The organism is Rhizobium sp. 2MFCol3.1 (assembly GCF_000377565.1).
Classification (GTDB): Bacteria; Pseudomonadota; Alphaproteobacteria; order Rhizobiales; family Rhizobiaceae; genus Rhizobium.
On sequence record NZ_KB898356.1, the window covers coordinates 1 to 15,285 of the forward strand.

Annotated in this window: 16 protein-coding genes; 5 read left to right on the top strand and 11 right to left on the bottom strand. The window is 63.5% G+C overall.

What is annotated here, in order from left to right; translation table 11 throughout:
• Positions 1-274, top strand: a 274-nt coding sequence (locus D460_RS32840) for a transposase (protein ID WP_018898135.1), incomplete at its 5' end; no start/stop codon positions are given.
• A 362-nt stretch (positions 275-636) separates the two neighbouring features.
• Positions 637-924, top strand: a complete 288-nt coding sequence (locus D460_RS0108610; RefSeq protein ID WP_018898136.1) for a putative quinol monooxygenase — start codon at positions 637-639, stop codon at positions 922-924.
• A gap of 27 nt (positions 925-951) precedes the next feature.
• On the opposite strand, the gene D460_RS0108615 is transcribed toward D460_RS0108610, so the two are convergent.
• Genes D460_RS0108615 through D460_RS0108625 form a run of 3 tightly spaced genes read right to left on the bottom strand, consistent with a single transcriptional unit; the run spans position 952 to position 3,709 of the window.
• Positions 952-1,161 carry a molybdopterin-binding protein gene (locus D460_RS0108615; RefSeq protein ID WP_018898137.1) on the bottom strand — a complete coding sequence of 70 codons (210 nt, stop codon included), beginning with the start codon at positions 1,159-1,161 and terminating at the stop codon, positions 952-954.
• Positions 1,162-1,218: 57 nt separating this feature from the next.
• Positions 1,219-2,733: a choline-sulfatase gene (gene betC / locus D460_RS0108620; protein ID WP_018898138.1), complete on the bottom strand. Its 1,515-nt coding sequence runs from the start codon at positions 2,731-2,733 to the stop codon at positions 1,219-1,221.
• Between the two features lie 25 nt (positions 2,734-2,758).
• Entirely contained in the window at positions 2,759-3,709 is a 951-nt protein-coding gene (locus tag D460_RS0108625; protein ID WP_018898139.1) for a choline ABC transporter substrate-binding protein, read from the bottom strand.
• Positions 3,710-3,808: 99 nt separating this feature from the next.
• Between D460_RS0108625 and D460_RS0108630 the strand changes: the two genes are divergently transcribed.
• Positions 3,809-4,708: a LysR family transcriptional regulator gene (locus D460_RS0108630; RefSeq protein ID WP_018898140.1), complete on the top strand. Its 900-nt coding sequence runs from the start codon at positions 3,809-3,811 to the stop codon at positions 4,706-4,708.
• A gap of 26 nt (positions 4,709-4,734) precedes the next feature.
• On the opposite strand, the gene otsA is transcribed toward D460_RS0108630, so the two are convergent.
• The 6 genes from otsA to D460_RS35880 form a co-directional block, all read right to left on the bottom strand.
• The gene (gene otsA, locus D460_RS0108635; protein ID WP_018898141.1) at positions 4,735-6,111 is read right to left on the bottom strand and encodes an alpha,alpha-trehalose-phosphate synthase (UDP-forming); all 1,377 of its coding nucleotides are present in this window, start codon (positions 6,109-6,111) and stop codon (positions 4,735-4,737) included.
• Positions 6,112-6,168: 57 nt separating this feature from the next.
• Complete coding sequence (gene otsB / locus D460_RS0108640) at positions 6,169-6,966, bottom strand: trehalose-phosphatase (protein WP_018898142.1); 798 nt, start codon at positions 6,964-6,966, stop codon at positions 6,169-6,171.
• A 90-nt stretch (positions 6,967-7,056) separates the two neighbouring features.
• Positions 7,057-8,586 (bottom strand): carboxypeptidase, encoded by a 1,530-nt coding sequence (locus tag D460_RS0108645; RefSeq protein ID WP_018898143.1) that lies wholly within the window; start codon positions 8,584-8,586, stop codon positions 7,057-7,059.
• 82 nt (positions 8,587-8,668) lie between these two features.
• Positions 8,669-9,964: an MFS transporter gene (locus D460_RS0108650; RefSeq protein ID WP_018898144.1), complete on the bottom strand. Its 1,296-nt coding sequence runs from the start codon at positions 9,962-9,964 to the stop codon at positions 8,669-8,671.
• Positions 9,961-10,638, bottom strand: a complete 678-nt coding sequence (locus D460_RS0108655; protein WP_018898145.1) for a FadR/GntR family transcriptional regulator — start codon at positions 10,636-10,638, stop codon at positions 9,961-9,963. Before D460_RS0108655 ends, D460_RS0108650 begins: the two co-directional genes overlap by 4 nt.
• Positions 10,639-11,165: 527 nt before the next feature.
• The gene (locus D460_RS35880) at positions 11,166-11,447 is read right to left on the bottom strand and encodes a hypothetical protein (protein ID WP_155947723.1); all 282 of its coding nucleotides are present in this window, start codon (positions 11,445-11,447) and stop codon (positions 11,166-11,168) included.
• Between the two features lie 39 nt (positions 11,448-11,486).
• On the opposite strand from D460_RS35880, the gene D460_RS0108660 reads away from it, so the two are divergent.
• The gene (locus D460_RS0108660; RefSeq protein ID WP_018898146.1) at positions 11,487-12,296 is read left to right on the top strand and encodes a class II glutamine amidotransferase; all 810 of its coding nucleotides are present in this window, start codon (positions 11,487-11,489) and stop codon (positions 12,294-12,296) included.
• Here the strand turns inward: D460_RS0108660 and coaBC are convergent.
• Positions 12,283-13,494 (bottom strand): bifunctional phosphopantothenoylcysteine decarboxylase/phosphopantothenate--cysteine ligase CoaBC, encoded by a 1,212-nt coding sequence (gene coaBC, locus D460_RS0108665; protein ID WP_018898147.1) that lies wholly within the window; start codon positions 13,492-13,494, stop codon positions 12,283-12,285. The genes D460_RS0108660 and coaBC overlap by 14 nt on opposite strands.
• Before the next feature lie 87 nt (positions 13,495-13,581).
• Positions 13,582-14,505: a DMT family transporter gene (locus D460_RS0108670; protein ID WP_018898148.1), complete on the bottom strand. Its 924-nt coding sequence runs from the start codon at positions 14,503-14,505 to the stop codon at positions 13,582-13,584.
• Positions 14,506-14,811: 306 nt separating this feature from the next.
• On the opposite strand from D460_RS0108670, the gene D460_RS0108675 reads away from it, so the two are divergent.
• Entirely contained in the window at positions 14,812-15,231 is a 420-nt protein-coding gene (locus D460_RS0108675; protein ID WP_018898149.1) for a DUF2946 domain-containing protein, read from the top strand.
• Positions 15,232-15,285 lie beyond the last annotated feature (54 nt).

The window sequence follows — 15,285 nt, forward strand, 5'->3', positions numbered from 1 at the left end:
TGCCGGTGTCGCACCCTATGATGACGACAGCGGCAAGCATCGCGGCAGGCGCAGGATCCAGGGCGGTCGCGAAAGGCTGCGCAAGAGCCTGTTCATGTGCGCTTTCACCGCCAGCCGGCACAATCCGGATCTGGCGGCCTTCTACAAGCGGTTGCGCGGCAACGGCAAGGAGCACCTGTGCGCGGTCATCGCGGTCGCCAGAAAACTCGTCATTCTCGCCAACACCATCCTCACCAGGCAGACCGAATGGACGCCGAAATATGTGAATGGATGAGACATGGTTGCTCCCCGCGGGGGAGAAGGGGATGCACTGGCTCGCTCGCCCTTATCATTGACGTTTGCGATGGCGCTTCAGCTGATGTGAGCAGGGCAGGGCGGTGCCCCCAGTCTCTTCTCCCCAGCGGGGAGAAGTGCCGGAGCGCCAGCGAGGCGATGAGGGGGCCACACGGCACACCGCCGGCCATCGCCTGCGAGAAGCCGAGTCCTGCCGCCACCCCTGCGACCTATCGCCATTGTGAACGCTTTGCCGCCCATCCGTCATTGTCCCGATGCCATCCGAACGGTAGCTATCGTCCCACGGTCCGCCCAGCCTTCCAGCACGGGCAGCCGTTGTTTTATCGATTAGGAGCAATCAATATGATCGAAGTCATTGCCGCCTTCCGTGCAAAGCCCGGCAGCGAGGATAAGCTGCGTGAAGCGACGCTCGCGATCGTCGAGCCGACCCGTCGCGAGGAAGGCTGCATTCAGTTTGTCGTCCATGAGGACACGGATGCGCCCGGCACCTTCTTCATCCGCGAAAGCTGGCGCGACCAGGAAGCCCTGACCGCGCATTTCGAGCAGCCCTACCTGAAAGCACTCGTGGAACTCCACAAGGACATCCTGGCCGAGCCGCTGAAGCTGCATAACCTCAAGGTCCATGCCTGAGGCATTCTGAACATGTCGCCGTTGACCTCAGTCGACGGCGACCATCACGTCGGAGGCCTTGACCACGGCATAGGCGTCGGAGCCGACGGTCAGCCCGAGTTCCTTCACCGCCTCGTTGGTGATCGACGACGTCACGATCGAGCCGCCGCCGATATCGATGCGCACATGCGCCGTCGTGGCGCCGAGGGTGATCTCGACGACCTTGCCCTTGAGGCGATTGCGAGCGCTGATTTTCATGAGTTTTCTCCCTGGTTCGATGGCGGAACTTAGCGTCTCGCCACCGAAACGGCAATCTCACTCGCCGCGCGGATAGCGCTGGTTTTCTTCCAGCACGTTCAAATCCATGTGGTTGCGCATGTAGCGTTCCGAGGCGCGCTGCAGCGGCTGGTAGTCCCAGGGATAATAGGCGCCGTTGCGCAGCGCCTCGTAGACCACCCAGCGACGCGCCTGACTCTCGCGCACGGCGGCGTCGAAGCTTGCGAGGTTCCAGCGCTTCTCCGCCTGCGTAGTCAGATGCGCCAGCGTGTCCGCATAGGCGGGATCGGTGGCGAGGTTCTTCAATTCCTTCGGGTCGGCGTCGAGGTCGAAGAGCATCGGCGCGTCAGCGTCACAGAGCGTCAGCTTGAATTTGCCGTCGCGCAGCCCGACCAGCGGCGCGATCGAGCCCTCGGCCGCATATTCCATCGGCACCGGCCCGCGCGTTCCCGTTCCCTTGGCAAGCGGCGTCAGATCCTCGCCGTCAGTCCATGGCTTCAGCTTGGTGATGTCGATGCCGGCAAGCGAGGCCAGCGTCGGCGTCACGTCGAGCGTCGAGACCGGCTGGCTGATGAGCTTTGGCTCCCAGCCGGGTGCTGCGATTGCCAGCGGTACGCGCGCGGAACCGTCGAAGAAGCACATCTTGAACCACAGCCCGCGCTCGCCCAGCATGTCACCGTGGTCGGAGACGAAGAGGATAACGGTATCCTCGGCCATCCGCCCGCGCTCGAGAACGTCGAGCAGTTCGCCGACCTTCTCGTCGATATAGGAGATGTTGGCGAAATAGCCGTGCCTTGCGTTGCGCACCTGCTCGCGGGTGATCTCGAAGGCGTCGTAGTCGCAGGCCTTCAAAAGCCGCTGCGAATGCTGGTCCTGTTCCTCGAAGGGGATCGTGCCGACCTCGGGGTCGAGATGAGGGCAATCCTCGTAGAGATCCCAGAACTTGCGGCGCGCCACATAGGGGTCGTGCGGATGCGTGAAGCTGACCGTCAAACACCAGGGGCGATCGTCCTGCCGGCGCGAGAGGTCGTAGAGCTTGCGGGTCGCGTTGTAGGCGACCTCGTCGTCATATTCCATCTGGTTGGTGATCTCGGCCACACCCGCGCCCGTTACCGAGCCGAGATTGTGGTACCACCAGTCGATGCGCTCGCCGGGCTTGGTATAGTCAGGCGTCCAGCCGAAATCGGCCGGGTAGATATCGGTCGTCAGTCGCTCCTCGAAGCCGTGCAGCTGGTCGGGACCGACGAAGTGCATCTTGCCCGAGAGCGCTGTGTGATAGCCGGCCGCGCGCAGATGATGCGCGAAGGTCGGAATATCGGAAGCGAATTCGGCGGCGTTGTCGTAGACGCGGGTGCGGCTCGGCAACTGTCCGGACATGAAGGAAGCCCGCGCCGGCGCGCAGAGCGGGCTTGCCGTATAGGTGTTGGCAAAGCGCACGGAGCGCTTCGCCAGGGCTTTCAGATGCGGCGCGTGAAGAAACTCGGCCGGCCCATCGGGAAACAGCGTCCCGTTATACTGGTCGACCATCAGGATGAGAAAATTCGGGCGCGACATGCTGGGTATTGGTCCTTGGAAAGTATCAGAGGCCGAGGGAGGTCTTGACTGCGTCCGCGGCGGGCTTGCCGTCAAACGTCGTGACGCCTGACAGCCATGGGTCGACAGCGGTCGGATTGGCCTTCAGCCATGCGGTTGCCGCGGCCTTCGGGTCCTCGCCGCCGAGGATCGAGCCCATCAGCACGTTTTCCATGCTGAGGTCGAACTTCAGGTTTTTCATGAACGCGGCCGCGTTCGGGCATTTCGCCGACCAGCCGGTCCGGGCCAGGGTATAAATCTCGGCGCCGCCGAAGTTCGCGCCGAAATAGGCATCGCCGCCGGAGAGATAGGTGATCTGGAACTTCTCGTTCATCGGGTGCGGCGCCCAGGCAAGGAACACCACAGCGCCCTTGTCCTTGGAGGCGCGCTCGACCTGCGCCAGCATCGCCTGCTCGCCGGATTCCACCAGCTTCCAGTCCTTGAGGCCGAAGTCGTTGGCGTCGATCATCTTCTGGATGTTGCCGTTGGCAGGCGCGCCCGGCTCGATGCCGTAGATCTGCTTGCCGAACTCGTCGCCATGCTTCTGCAGGTCGGCGAAATCCTTGATGCCCTTGTCGGCGACATAGGTCGGCACGGCGAGCGTGAACTTTGCGCCCTCGAGGTTCTTGTTCATTACCTCGACAGCCTTGGCGGCATTGAGGTCGTCGATGAAGGCCTTCTGCGCCGGCATCCAGTTGCCGAGGAAGACGTCGATCTCGCCGTTCTTCATCGACTGGTAGCCGATCGGAACCGAGAGCGTCTTGACGTCGGGCTCGTAGCCGAGGGCAGTCAGGATCACGGAAGTGACGCCATTGGTGGCGGTGATGTCGGTCCAGCCCGGATCGGACATGCGGATCGTCTTGCACGACGCATCGTCGGCGGCAGCGGCCGACCCAACGGCCAGAGCGGTAAGCACAACGCCGGCAGCAAGACGGCGGATCATGGAAACTGCTGTCATCTCATTTCCCCTTTTTTGTCATTTGATAGTTTTATTGAACAACACTAGCATCGTCCCTGTGAAGGCAGCTTTTTTCGATGGTTCCCAACAGGATTTTTTATGGCAGAGCGGCCGATCGATCTGGGGTGGATGCGCATTTTCGCGGAGATCGGCGGCGCCGGCAGCCTGTCGGCCGCAGCCGGCGCGCTCGGCCTCACCCAGCCCGCCGTCAGCTACCAGATCCGCAGGCTGGAAGAGCAGATCGGCGTGACGCTGTTGAAGCGCCAGCATCGCGGCGTCGAGCTCACGCCGGAGGGGCAGCGGCTTTTCGATCTGGTCGCAAGAAGCGTCGATGAAATCGACCAGCTGACGCGCAGGCTGCGCAGCGAGAAGGAACGCCCGTCGATCCGCCTGCATACGGACTACGCCTTTTCCGCGCTCTGGCTGATCCCGCGCATGCACGCGTTTCGCCTGGTCCATCCGGATACGGACATCCAGATCATCGCCACGCAGCGCATGGAGCGTCATCGTTCGGGGGAAGGCGACGTCTCCGTCGTCTTCGGCACTCGCGCCGAATTCGGCCGCGACGCGAAGCTTCTGCTGCCGGAAAAGGTGGCGCCCGTCTGCAGCCCCGGCTTCATCGAGCGCAACGGCCCCTTCGAGACGCCCGCCGATCTCGCCCGCAACAGGCTGATCCACCTCGATACGGCAGTGCCATCGCCATGGTTCGACTGGCGCAGCTATTTCGCCGAACTCGGCATCGGGCGCGAGGCCTTTGCCGGGCAGGGCGATCTCAGTTTCAACACCTACTCGCTGGTGGTGCAGGCAGCGCTTGGCGAACAGGGGCTGGCGCTCGGCTGGATGGGCCTGGTCGATACGCTGCTTTCGAATGGCATCCTGTCTGTGGCCGGCCCGACGCTGGAAGCGCCGGATCGCGGCTATTTTCTGCTGCAGCCGAAAGGCCGCACGCCCGGGAGCGATGAACTCGGCGCCTGGATGCTGGCCGAAGCCGGTCTCTGACATGCTGTATCGAGATGGTGTGGTCTTCAGGCGGCCAGATCCTGCAGGAAGTCGTCGCACCAGCGCGAGACGTCGTGGACCGCGAGATAGTCCATCATCCGCTGCCACCGCTCCTTGCGCTCTTCGAGCGACATGTTGAGCGCCCGCGCTATCGCGTTGGCGGTCCCCTCGATGTCATAGGGATTGACCAGAAGAGCGCCTTTCAGTTCGCGGGCGGCACCCGCGAAGCGTGAAAGCACGAGAACGCCTGGATCCCCGGGATCCTGCGCCGCGACATATTCCTTGGCGACGAGGTTCATACCGTCGCGCAGCGGCGTCACGAGGCCCACGCGCGCGAGGCGATAAAGCCCGGCAAGGATGGGTCGGCTGAGCGAGCGGTTGATATAGCGGATCGGCACCCAGTCCACGGTGCCGAGAGCCCCGTTTACCCGGCCTGCCTGTTCGGCGACCGTGCGCTGCATCTGCTCGTATTCCGGCACCTCCGAGCGCGATTTCGGCGTCACCTGCAGATAGGTCACGTTGCGCTGGTGGGCCGGGTTGTTGAGCACGAAGCGCTCGAATGCGTCGATGCGCTGCGTCAGGCCCTTGGAGTAATCGAGCCGGTCGACGCCGATGATCAGGTCGCGGCCGATGATGCTCTCCTTCGCCTTGTGTACCATGGCGTGGCTGACGGCTTTGCGGGCAAACTTGGCGAAGGCTTCGGTCTCGATCCCGATACCATAGGCGCCGCCCTTGAAGATCTTGTCGCCGGAGTTGAAGCGACCGTCTCCCAGCGCGTCACCCATCTCCTCGCGACGCAGGCAGCCGGCGAAATTCTCAAGGTCGTGGTCGGTCTGGAAGCCGACGAGATCGTAGGCGGCAAGCCCGCGCATGATCTCCTCGTGAACAGGCATGGTGAAGAGCACGTCGGCCGGCGGCCAGGGGATGTGGTGGAAGAAACCGATGCGGTTCTTAACCCCCATCTGCCTGAGCTCGGCGGCAAGCGGGATCAGGTGGTAATCGTGAATCCAGATCGTGTCGTCTGGTTCGAGCATCGGCGCAAGGCGGTGCGCGAAGAAGCGGTTCACGCGGAAGTAGCCCGTCATCTCCTTGCGGCCGTATTCCGCCAGATCCAGCCGGTAGTGGCAGATCGGCCAGAGCACACGGTTGGCAAAGCCGAAGTAATATTCCTCGACATCCTTTTCGGTCAGATCCGTCAGCGCATAGGTGATCCGGCCATCCTCGCTGATCTGCAAGGGACCTGGCTCGGTGTCGCCGCTCGACTTGCCCGACCAGCCCATCCAGATGCCGCCGCGCTGCTGGAGCGCTGCCTGCAAGGCCACGGCAAGCCCGCCGGCCGCCGCTGCCGCTCCGCCCTTTTCGGGAACGGGCACACGGTTGGAAACGATGACAAGACGGCTCACGCAATATTCCTTTCAAAAACGGCAGTACGCAAAATGGCAATCGATAGGTCGCGATCATCAAACGGCGAGATGCGCGATGAGTTCCCTGAGAGCGACCGCGGTCGGCAGCGTCAGTTGCGCCGCCGTGCCGGAAAGGGGCGCGCCGACGCGGATCGAATGCCCGCCCAGCCGGTTGGCGACGTGGAACATCGCCTCGTCGGTAATGTCGTCGCCAATCGCGATCGGACGGCGGCCCGCGAACGGCGCCTCGGAGAGAAAGGTCTCCACCGCATGCCCCTTGTCGGCGCTGGCAGGGCGAATTTCGAGCACCATCTTGCCGCGCTGCAGCGTCCAGTTCTCGCCGGCCTTGGCAAGGAACTTCTCCATCAGCGGCTCGAGCTCGGCCTGCCGCTGCGGCGCGAGCCGGTAGTGGGCGGCAACCGCTGCCCCCTTGTCCTCGATCAGCACGCCATCGAAGCCTGACGTTTCCTTGCGCAGTTCGGCCTTCAGTTTCTCGAACTGCGCCGTCGGCTCGGCCTGCTCGATCCGTCCGTCCGCGCGGCGAAGCTCCGCTCCATGCAGGCCCGCGATCGGAAACCGGTAAGGGGCAAAAAGCTTGTCGGCGTAGGGCAGCGCCCGCCCGGTCACCAGCGCCACGGCGCCACCAAGCTTGCGCGACAGCTGATCGAGTTGCTGCGGCAAGGCAGGGGGCACGACAATGCCATCGGGCGTGTCGGCGAGATCGAGCAAGGTGCCGTCGATATCGAGAAACAGCGCCCAATCGGCGGCCGAGGACCGGAGCAGATTAAACAGAAACGAGGTCCCGGAAACCTGCTGCGGCTTCAGGGTTCGGGATGGCTGCGCTGGATAGGACATGTGGTCTAAATGTGGCAGCAAAGCCCGATGACAACCCTAAAAAGTCATCGCTGTCCCTTTGCGGCGTCTCGCGCGGACGTTCGCCATCCCTCAATCTCCCGGCGTCACAGGGGCATTGGCCGCATAGAAGGCCTTCGCGTCGCGGGTGAACAAAGTGCCCTGATCGCTGCGTGTGTAGAACATGTGGCCGCCCTGGTAGACCTTCAGCCCCACCCGGTTGGCGGCAAGCGAAGCCGGCAGATGGTCGACGACATAGCGGCTGACGCCATAGGGCGTGACGAGGTCGCTGTAGCCATGCGCGATCAGCAGCCGGAAGCTTGGAACGGCGGCGAGAAACTGCCTGATGTCGCCAGTCACGCTTGCCTGAAGGCGCGACCCGCCACCCCGGCGTCCCCATTCCCACTGACGGTTTATGTCGCTGTCGAGCAGCGAGTAGGTCATCTCCGTCTTGAAGCCGAGCTCGTTGCGGGCGTAGTCGGCGAAAGCGCCGCCATAAGCGCGCGTGAAACCGTCGAGGATGGCGTCGTCGCCGCGTGCGTCGGCGGTCTCCGGAAACGCATCGGGCGTGGTAAAGGCCGCGTCATAGGGGCTGGCAACCAGTCCGTCGCTCTTGCCGATCTCCTTGGCGAAGGCGTTGCCGAGAAAGCCACGGTTCTTTTCGACCACATCTTCGGGGATACCCGTCATGGCAGAGAGCCTGGAATAAAACGCCTTCGCCGCGTCCCCCGTGGGTGCTGCCCCCGCCAGCGTCGTCAGATAGTCGCCGAGCGCGAACCGCTCCGCCTCGCGTTGCTTCGTCTCGTCGAAGGCCTTTCGCCGATCCATCTGAGCTGCCGCCAACGACGGCAACTCCAGCGCCGCGCCGAGCGCGAACTCGTCCGCGCCGAACATCAGCTGCCCCTCGAGGAGCGGCGACAGCATGACCGCGCCCGAGACGATGATGCCCTGCGTATCCTTCAGCGCGCTCGCCACCTTCGCCGCCCGGAAGCCGCCATAGCTCTCGCCGAGCAGATATTTCGGTGAGGACGCCCGGTTGTTGTGCGTGACGTAGAGCGCGATCGCCTTGGCTACGCTCTCGGCGTCGGCATTCACATTGTAGTATTTGGCGGCGTCATCGGGCTTCACCGTCCGGCTCCAGCCGGTACCAACAGGGTCGATCAGCACGAGGTCGGTGAAATCGAGCCAGCTGTTCGGGTTGTCGACCAGCCTGGCTTCCGCCCCGTCGTCGCCCTTCGGTCCGAAGTCGACGATCCGGGGACCGACGAGGCCCAGATGCAGGAAGGCCGAGGCCGCACCCGGGCCACCGTTGAAGGCGAAGGTCAGCGGCCGGTTGGCCCCGCCATCCTTCTTGACGTAGGCGGTGTAGAAGATCGCCGCCGTCTGCGCGCCATCCTGGCCGAACATGTCGAGCGTTCCAGCCGTCGCGGTATAGGCGAGCTTGCGGCCATCGAGGGTGATCTCATGCTCGGTGACGGAATCCGCAGGCAGCAGCTTCAGCACGCCCTCGCGCGATCCGGCGGATGGCCGCGCCGCGTCTTGCGCATAGGTCAGGGATGGGGTGACTGCCGCAGTGAGCCCGGTGGCCAGGATTGTGGCCAGGACAATGGATCGAAAGCGCACGACTGTTCCTCCGCGGATGCCATCTTTGCGCGGAGCCTAGCATCGGCGCCGCCGCAGAGGGCATCAACAGATGGTGAAGGCCTCAATCAGCGGTTTTCTCGACCGTCCGCGCGTTCACATGCATCGCCCGCCCGGCGTTCCAGCCATTGATGGCGGCACCCGCTCCGAGCGCCACGAACAGCACCGCGCACCAAGCGAAGCTCCCGGTCCAGCCGCGGATGAGGCCAACGACGAGAGGCCCGATGGCGGCCAAAAGATAGCCGACGCATTGCGCCATGCCGGAAAGATGCGCCGCCACATGCGGGTCGCGCGACCGCAGCACGATCGTGGTCATCGCCGCCGCAATCAGCCCACCCTGACCGATCCCCTGAAGCACCGCCCAGAGCCAGACCGTCGAGAGCGGCGCGAAGAGAAGTCCCAGCAGCGCGACCACGGCGATGCCGCAAAGCGCTGCGTTGATCACCCGCTGATCCTTGCCGCGCACCGCGATCTGCGGCGCGACCAGGCACGAGGCCGCCTGCACCATCACCGACACGGAAACGATCGCGCCGGCGGTGACGCCATCCATGCCGCGCTCGCGCAGGATCGGTACCAGCCAGCCGAATACGCAGTAGGCAAGCGCCGACTGCAGCCCCATGAACAGCGTGACCTGCCAAGCAAGCCTGTCCCGCCACAGCCCCTCGACGGAGAAGCCGCTGCGCTTCACCTGCGCTTTGGTCGACAGCACCTGCGGCAGCCAGATCAGGCCGACGACGAGCGCGGGCAGCGCCCAGATCGCCAGCGCCGCAGCCATGGAGCCGCCGAAGGCGCGCTCGAGCGGCAGCGTAAATCCGGCCGCTCCGGCCGCACCCGCGCAGAGCGCCATCGTGTAGAAGCCCGTCATCAAGGCCGCGCGATCAGCGAAATCGCGCTTCACCAGACCGGGCAGCAGAACATTGCCGACCGCGATGCAGGCGCCTGATAGCGCCGAGCCGATAAACAGGAGCGGGATGGAGGAGAGGCCGCGCAGCGCCGTTCCGAGCGCCAAAAGCAACAGCACGCCGAGCAGCGTCCGCTCGGCGCCGATACGTTGCGCGAGCTTCGGCGCCAGCGGCGAAAAGGCGCCGAGGCAGACGACGGGCAGTGTCGTCAGCAAGCTGGTGCCGAGCGCCGATAAACCAAGTTCGCTGCGGATTTCGGGCAGCAGCGTCGAGGCGCTGGAAAACAGCGGCCGCAGGTTGAACGCGATCAATACGAGGCTGGCGCCGAGCACGAACCGTCCCGTCGCGCTGGTTCCCATCGGCGGCTGCGGTTGCGGCACGCTGTCTGCTTCCGCATCGATCAACTGCTCCTCGGCGTGATCGTAGAGATGGGCGGCGTCTTGCGAAGGCGTGGTCATGAAAGGATCATCCGGTCGAGAGCTGTAATTACGGGAGCCATGAAGGCGCGCACCGCCGCATCCGCTTTCTCTGCGTCGCCGGTGGCGATCGCGTCGATGATGGCGGCGTGGGCTTGCATGTGGGGCTCGGGAATATCTTCGCCCAGGGTCGCCTCGATGGTCTCGGCGATCGAGGCGGAAAAGAAGTCGTAGATCTCGATCATCGCACGATTGCCTGAAGCGGCGATCACCGCCTTGTGGAAGGCAAGGTCGCGCTCGATGAAGGCTATCTTGTCGCCGCCGTCGAAATTGCCGCGCTTTTCAAGCAGCCTGCGCAGCGTCGTGATCGTCTGTGGTGTGTGACGGAGCGCCGCCAGTCTGGCTGCCTCGACATCGAGCGCGCATCGCGCCTCGAAGAGATCGCGAAGCCCGGCGCGGCGCGCCATGGTCAGCGGCAATGCGCTGTCGGTGGTCGAAAGCACATAGGTGCCCGACCCCTGTCGCGTCTCGAGCAGGCCTTGCGAGACAAGCACACGCACGGCCTCGCGCACCGTGCCTCGGCTGACGGAGAGCATAGCGCACAGCGCCGCCTCGTTGGGCAGCTTGTCACCGACGGCCCAGCGCTTGGCAAGGATCTCGGTACGGATCGCCTCTGTCGCGGTTTCCGCGAGATTGGTTTTCGAAAGCGGCTGCATAGGCGCCTCATAAAGTCATCTGATGACTTTATGAATAGCGATGGAATTGCCTTTGGTCAATTAGCGATCTGAAACAGAAAAAGGGCCGCGCTAGCGACCCTTTCCATGAGTTTTGGCCTGTAAAACCGGCCGGACCGCTATGGCGATCCCAGGAAGGCGGGTTTCAGAGCGAGGGCTGCCTCGCCTTCGTCACCACTTCCAAGCCCATTACGAGGTCCGAAATCTCATTAGACATTGGATCACCTTCCTTTCGTTCTGTTTCCGATAGAAGAAAGGTAAGAGCATTTCAGCGGGATGCAAGGCCTAATTTGGTGGTAATGGAAATTGCAACCAAGGGATGATATTGCTTGCGGCGTGAGTGGCAAAGCAGCGTCCGCCGCGCCAGCCGGCGGGATCGGGGAAGATGGGCAACCTCGACCGCGGCGATCGGCCTCGCCCTCTCACAAGGAGGTGAGCTATGTGGTTTCCACTTAGCATCACGTTTAGGGTAAGAAAAACCCGGACCAGCTGGTTGCTAGAGGTCCGGGTCAATTTCCTAGTCTGAACAAGCGGGAGGCAGGCAGCAACCTGCCTTCCACTCCTTGAATATAAGCCATTCCCTCATTTTCATCAAGACATCGCGCGCAATGCTGGTGATGCGCACGCGGCTCGCGCAAACCGCTCGCCACCCCGTTCACAAAACAAAATGCTGCCTTGCGGAAGTTGATCGCCGTCAATGTCAGAAAAACGTCATGTTCGGCTTGCAAGCCACATGCTTGTTTAGTTCTTATTAACCATCGGATTCGACAATCGTCGATGCGTTTCAGCATTGTCCCGCCACGATCAGGGCGGGTTGCGGAGTGAATAGCATGTGTCGCTGGGCAGCCTATCGCGGAGAACCCCTCTATCTGGAGGACCTCGTCTCGTCGCCTGCGCACTCCCTGATCGAACAATCCCACTGCGCCACCCGCGCCAAGACGGCGACGAACGGTGATGGTTTCGGCATCGCCTGGTACGGCGATCACCCCGAGCCTGGCCGCTATCGTGATACGCTGCCGGCCTGGTCGGATTGCAACCTGAAAAGCATCGCGCGGCAGATCCGCTCGCCGCTGTTCCTCGCCCACGTCCGCGCCGCGACCGGCGGCGGCACGCGGCGCGACAACTGCCATCCCTTCGTTTTCGCCAACTGGTCCTTCATGCACAACGGCCAGATAGCTGGCTTCGAACGCCTGCGCCGGTCGATGGAGGCGATGCTTGATGATGATCTCTTCAACGCGCGCGGCGGCACGACCGATTCCGAACTGATGTTTCTGCTCGCGCTCCAGTTCGGCCTGCGCCAGACGCCGATCGCGGCCATGTCGGAAATGATCCGCTTCGTCGAAGGCTTGTCGGAAAATATCCTCGGCTCGGCACTGGTGCGCTACACGGCAGCCTTTTCCGACGGCAATGCGCTCTATGCCATCCGCTATGCGACCGATCGCAAGGCGCCAACGCTCTATGCGTCCCCAGTGGGCAAAGGCTATTGCCTCGTCTCCGAGCCGCTCAACGACGATGTCGATGCCTGGGCGGAAATTCCGGATGGCAGCGCTGTTACGTTGACCGATAACGGCCTCGACGTCACGCCGTTCCAGCCGGTCGCAGCACCTGCCAAATCCGCTCCCGTCGCTATCCCCGCCTGAGCCGTTCAGCGATCAGTTCCGCAAGCTTCGTCGCGACATCCTCCTTGGCCATATCAGGCCATTGATCGATGCCATCTCGGGTGACGATCTTAACGCGGTTGCGCACGCCGCCCATGATGCCGGTTGCCGGCGAGACGTCGTTGGCGACGATCATGTCGGCGCCCTTGCGCTCCAGCTTCACCTTCGCGTTGCTATCGACATCCTGCGTCTCGGCGGCAAAGCCGACAACGAGTTTCGGCCGCAACGTGTGATGCCCGATCGTCTTCAGAATGTCGGGGTTTTCGGTCAGCGCCAGCGTCGGAATGGATTCGCCGGGATGCTTCTTGATCTTCTGATCGGACGCGGATGCCACGCGCCAGTCGGCCACCGCCGCGACCATCACCGCAATATCGGCCGGCAGCGCGGTCAACACCGCGTCGCGCATCTCCTCGGCGCGCTCGACATGGATGGTCTTCACACCGGCGGGATCGGCGATCGTCACCGGGCCCGAGACCAGCGTCACATCCGCGCCAAGCCGTGCAAGCGCCGAAGCGATCGCGTGGCCCTGCCGGCCGGATGAGCGATTGGCGATATAGCGCACCGGATCGATCGGCTCATGCGTCGGCCCGGATGTAACGATCGCCTTGCGCCCTGCAAGCGGCTTCGGGCTGGTGTCGAGCAATCGCTCCGCCGCGGCGACGATGTCGAGCGGTTCGGCCATGCGGCCCACGCCCGCCTCGCGGCTTTCCGCCATTTCGCCGGACATCGGCCCGATGAAATGGACGCCGTCGCCATGAAGCGCCGTGACGTTCCGCTTGGTTGCGGCATTGCTCCACATATGCGGGTTCATCGCCGGCGCCAGAAGCACCGGCCGGTCGGTGGCGAGCAGCACCGTCGAGGCCAGATCGTCGGCCAGTCCGTTCGCCATTTTCGCCATCAGGTCGGCGGTCACAGGTGCCACCAGCACGAGGTCGCAGTCGCGCGCCAGCCTGATATGGCCGACATCCTGCTCGTCCTGCCGTGAAAACAGATCGGTGAACACATGGTCCGCCGCTACGGCACCAACCGCGAGCGGCGTGATGAACTGCTGCGCGCCCGCTGTCATCACCGGCCGGACCGAGGCGCCGCGCTCGCGAAGGCGGCGGATCAGATCGAGGCTCTTATAGGCCGCGATGCCGCCGGAGATGATGAGGAGGATGCGTTTGCCGCCGAGAACCATGCCGCTTGTCCAACGTGGAATTTACTGGGCAAACCCTAAGCCTTTGGCGGATAATAAGCAATCGGCGCGCGCAGTTGGTGCCACCTCTCACGCGTGCTGCTGTTGCCTGACATGGCTGAAGATCGCGATCGCCATGCCGACGCCCGCCAGTTGCAGCAGCGAGCCACCGGCCTCGGCAAGCGTCGGAAGCCGCTGTTCGAAGACGAAGCCGAAGATCAGGCCGAACACGGTTTCGGCGACGATCAACTGGGCGGCGAGCGCCAGCGGCAACCTCTTCGAGGCGATCATCCACAAAAGCGTTGCCAGCCACGCGCCGGCGAGCCCCATGATCAGCGACCATAAAAGGAAGCGCATGAGGTCGATGTCTGTATAGACGATCGGCGTGTTCAGCGATGTCAGCGGGATCAACACAAGGCTGCCGAGTCCGGCGCCGATGCCCTGCATGCCCGTCCATTGCAGGATGTCGGGCGCGTCGGGCGATTGCATGGTGGCGGTGCTGGCCAGCCCGTAGACGACCCAGAGAACAAGCCCGATCGCCGCGGACGCGATGCCGTAGGCGATCATCACCCGGTCGCCCGTCGGCGTCGATGCGAAGACGGCGACGTTCACCCAAGCGATCCCGGCCGCGATCAGAATCAGCGGCAGTGCAAGCAGACGCCACGAGACGGAGCGATCGCGGAAGTTGGCGATCATCGCCAGGATGACAGGCATCGTCCCGATCACCAGCGGCGGAATGGCGGCACCGGCGAACCGGACGGCATAAGCGACGCTGATGAAATAGCCGACATAGCCGATACCGCCGAGCAGCAGCGCGGTGATCATCGGCTTGAGCTTGATGCCGCGCGGCCGGAAGCGCGGATGAACCATCAGCACCACGCTGGTCAGTGCGAACAGGCCATATCGCGTAACGGTCAGGTCAAGCGTCGTGAAGGGCGCGATGGCGCGCGGCACGACGAAGGTCAGCCCCCACAAGGCGCAGGTGGCGATGCCGCAGAGAATGCCGAACAGCATGGGGGTCTCCGGAACGGATAGAGCCGCAGGAAATGGGAAGGAATCAGGATAGGCGAAGAGCTGGAAATGCCACTATGCCTGATATCGCACGGGTGCAAGCGTCCACCAACGACATGGCGCAGGCGGGAAGGGGACAGGTCACGATCGCAAATCGCCCGTGAATGATCCGGCCGTGAGGTGGCCAAAGGTCGCATGTCCCGACATCGACCGCCTAAGTTGATGATTAAATGGAAAGAATGCAGCTTTGGTGTCGCCGGCGGCAAGCGTGACATTGTCCGCGCGCTGTGGCATGCAGCGGATATGGGGATGATCAGGACAGTTTTGGGGGACAGGGCATCGGCAAGCGCCATCACGCTGCTCGCCGCCCTCCTGCTGCTGATCCAGGGCCTGCTGTCAGGCCAGGCACAGGGATCGATGGCGAGCGCCGCCATGGATCCCCTGCAATCGATCTGCTCGATGACGGGCGAAAGCGTCATCGACCACGTCGAAAACACCAACGACGGCACATCGCATGATCAATCGCACGGCAAGGCCGCCGATTGCCCATGTTGCACGCTTTGCCGCCTCGCTGCCCACGCAATGCCGGCCATCCTCGGTGCGGATTCAGCGATCCTCCACGTCGATGCCGTCGGCGCCGCCACGATCGTCTTCACCGCAGACGCCGCCATCACGCCCACGCTGCGAGGCCTGATCGGCCAACCGCGCGCGCCACCACAAATCTCCTGACGTTCGATTGCCGGCGCTCGCAGTGCCGGCCTCAATCTTCATCATCAGGAGACA

Excerpts from the sequence above, each read along its gene's own strand:
- D460_RS0108610 (WP_018898136.1), top strand. The coding sequence starts at position 637 with ATGATCGAAGTCATTGCCGCCTTCCGTGCAAAGCCCGGCAGCGAGGAT.
- D460_RS0108615 (WP_018898137.1), bottom strand. The coding sequence starts at position 1,161 with ATGAAAATCAGCGCTCGCAATCGCCTCAAGGGCAAGGTCGTCGAGATC.
- betC (WP_018898138.1), bottom strand. The coding sequence starts at position 2,733 with ATGTCGCGCCCGAATTTTCTCATCCTGATGGTCGACCAGTATAACGGG.
- D460_RS0108625 (WP_018898139.1), bottom strand. The coding sequence starts at position 3,709 with ATGACAGCAGTTTCCATGATCCGCCGTCTTGCTGCCGGCGTTGTGCTT.
- D460_RS0108630 (WP_018898140.1), top strand. The coding sequence starts at position 3,809 with ATGGCAGAGCGGCCGATCGATCTGGGGTGGATGCGCATTTTCGCGGAG.
- otsB (WP_018898142.1), bottom strand. The coding sequence starts at position 6,966 with ATGTCCTATCCAGCGCAGCCATCCCGAACCCTGAAGCCGCAGCAGGTT.
- D460_RS0108650 (WP_018898144.1), bottom strand. The coding sequence starts at position 9,964 with ATGACCACGCCTTCGCAAGACGCCGCCCATCTCTACGATCACGCCGAG.
- D460_RS0108655 (WP_018898145.1), bottom strand. The coding sequence starts at position 10,638 with ATGCAGCCGCTTTCGAAAACCAATCTCGCGGAAACCGCGACAGAGGCG.
- D460_RS35880 (WP_155947723.1), bottom strand. The coding sequence starts at position 11,447 with ATGCTGAAACGCATCGACGATTGTCGAATCCGATGGTTAATAAGAACT.
- D460_RS0108660 (WP_018898146.1), top strand. The coding sequence starts at position 11,487 with ATGTGTCGCTGGGCAGCCTATCGCGGAGAACCCCTCTATCTGGAGGAC.
- coaBC (WP_018898147.1), bottom strand. The coding sequence starts at position 13,494 with ATGGTTCTCGGCGGCAAACGCATCCTCCTCATCATCTCCGGCGGCATC.
- D460_RS0108670 (WP_018898148.1), bottom strand. The coding sequence starts at position 14,505 with ATGCTGTTCGGCATTCTCTGCGGCATCGCCACCTGCGCCTTGTGGGGG.
- D460_RS0108675 (WP_018898149.1), top strand. The coding sequence starts at position 14,812 with ATGATCAGGACAGTTTTGGGGGACAGGGCATCGGCAAGCGCCATCACG.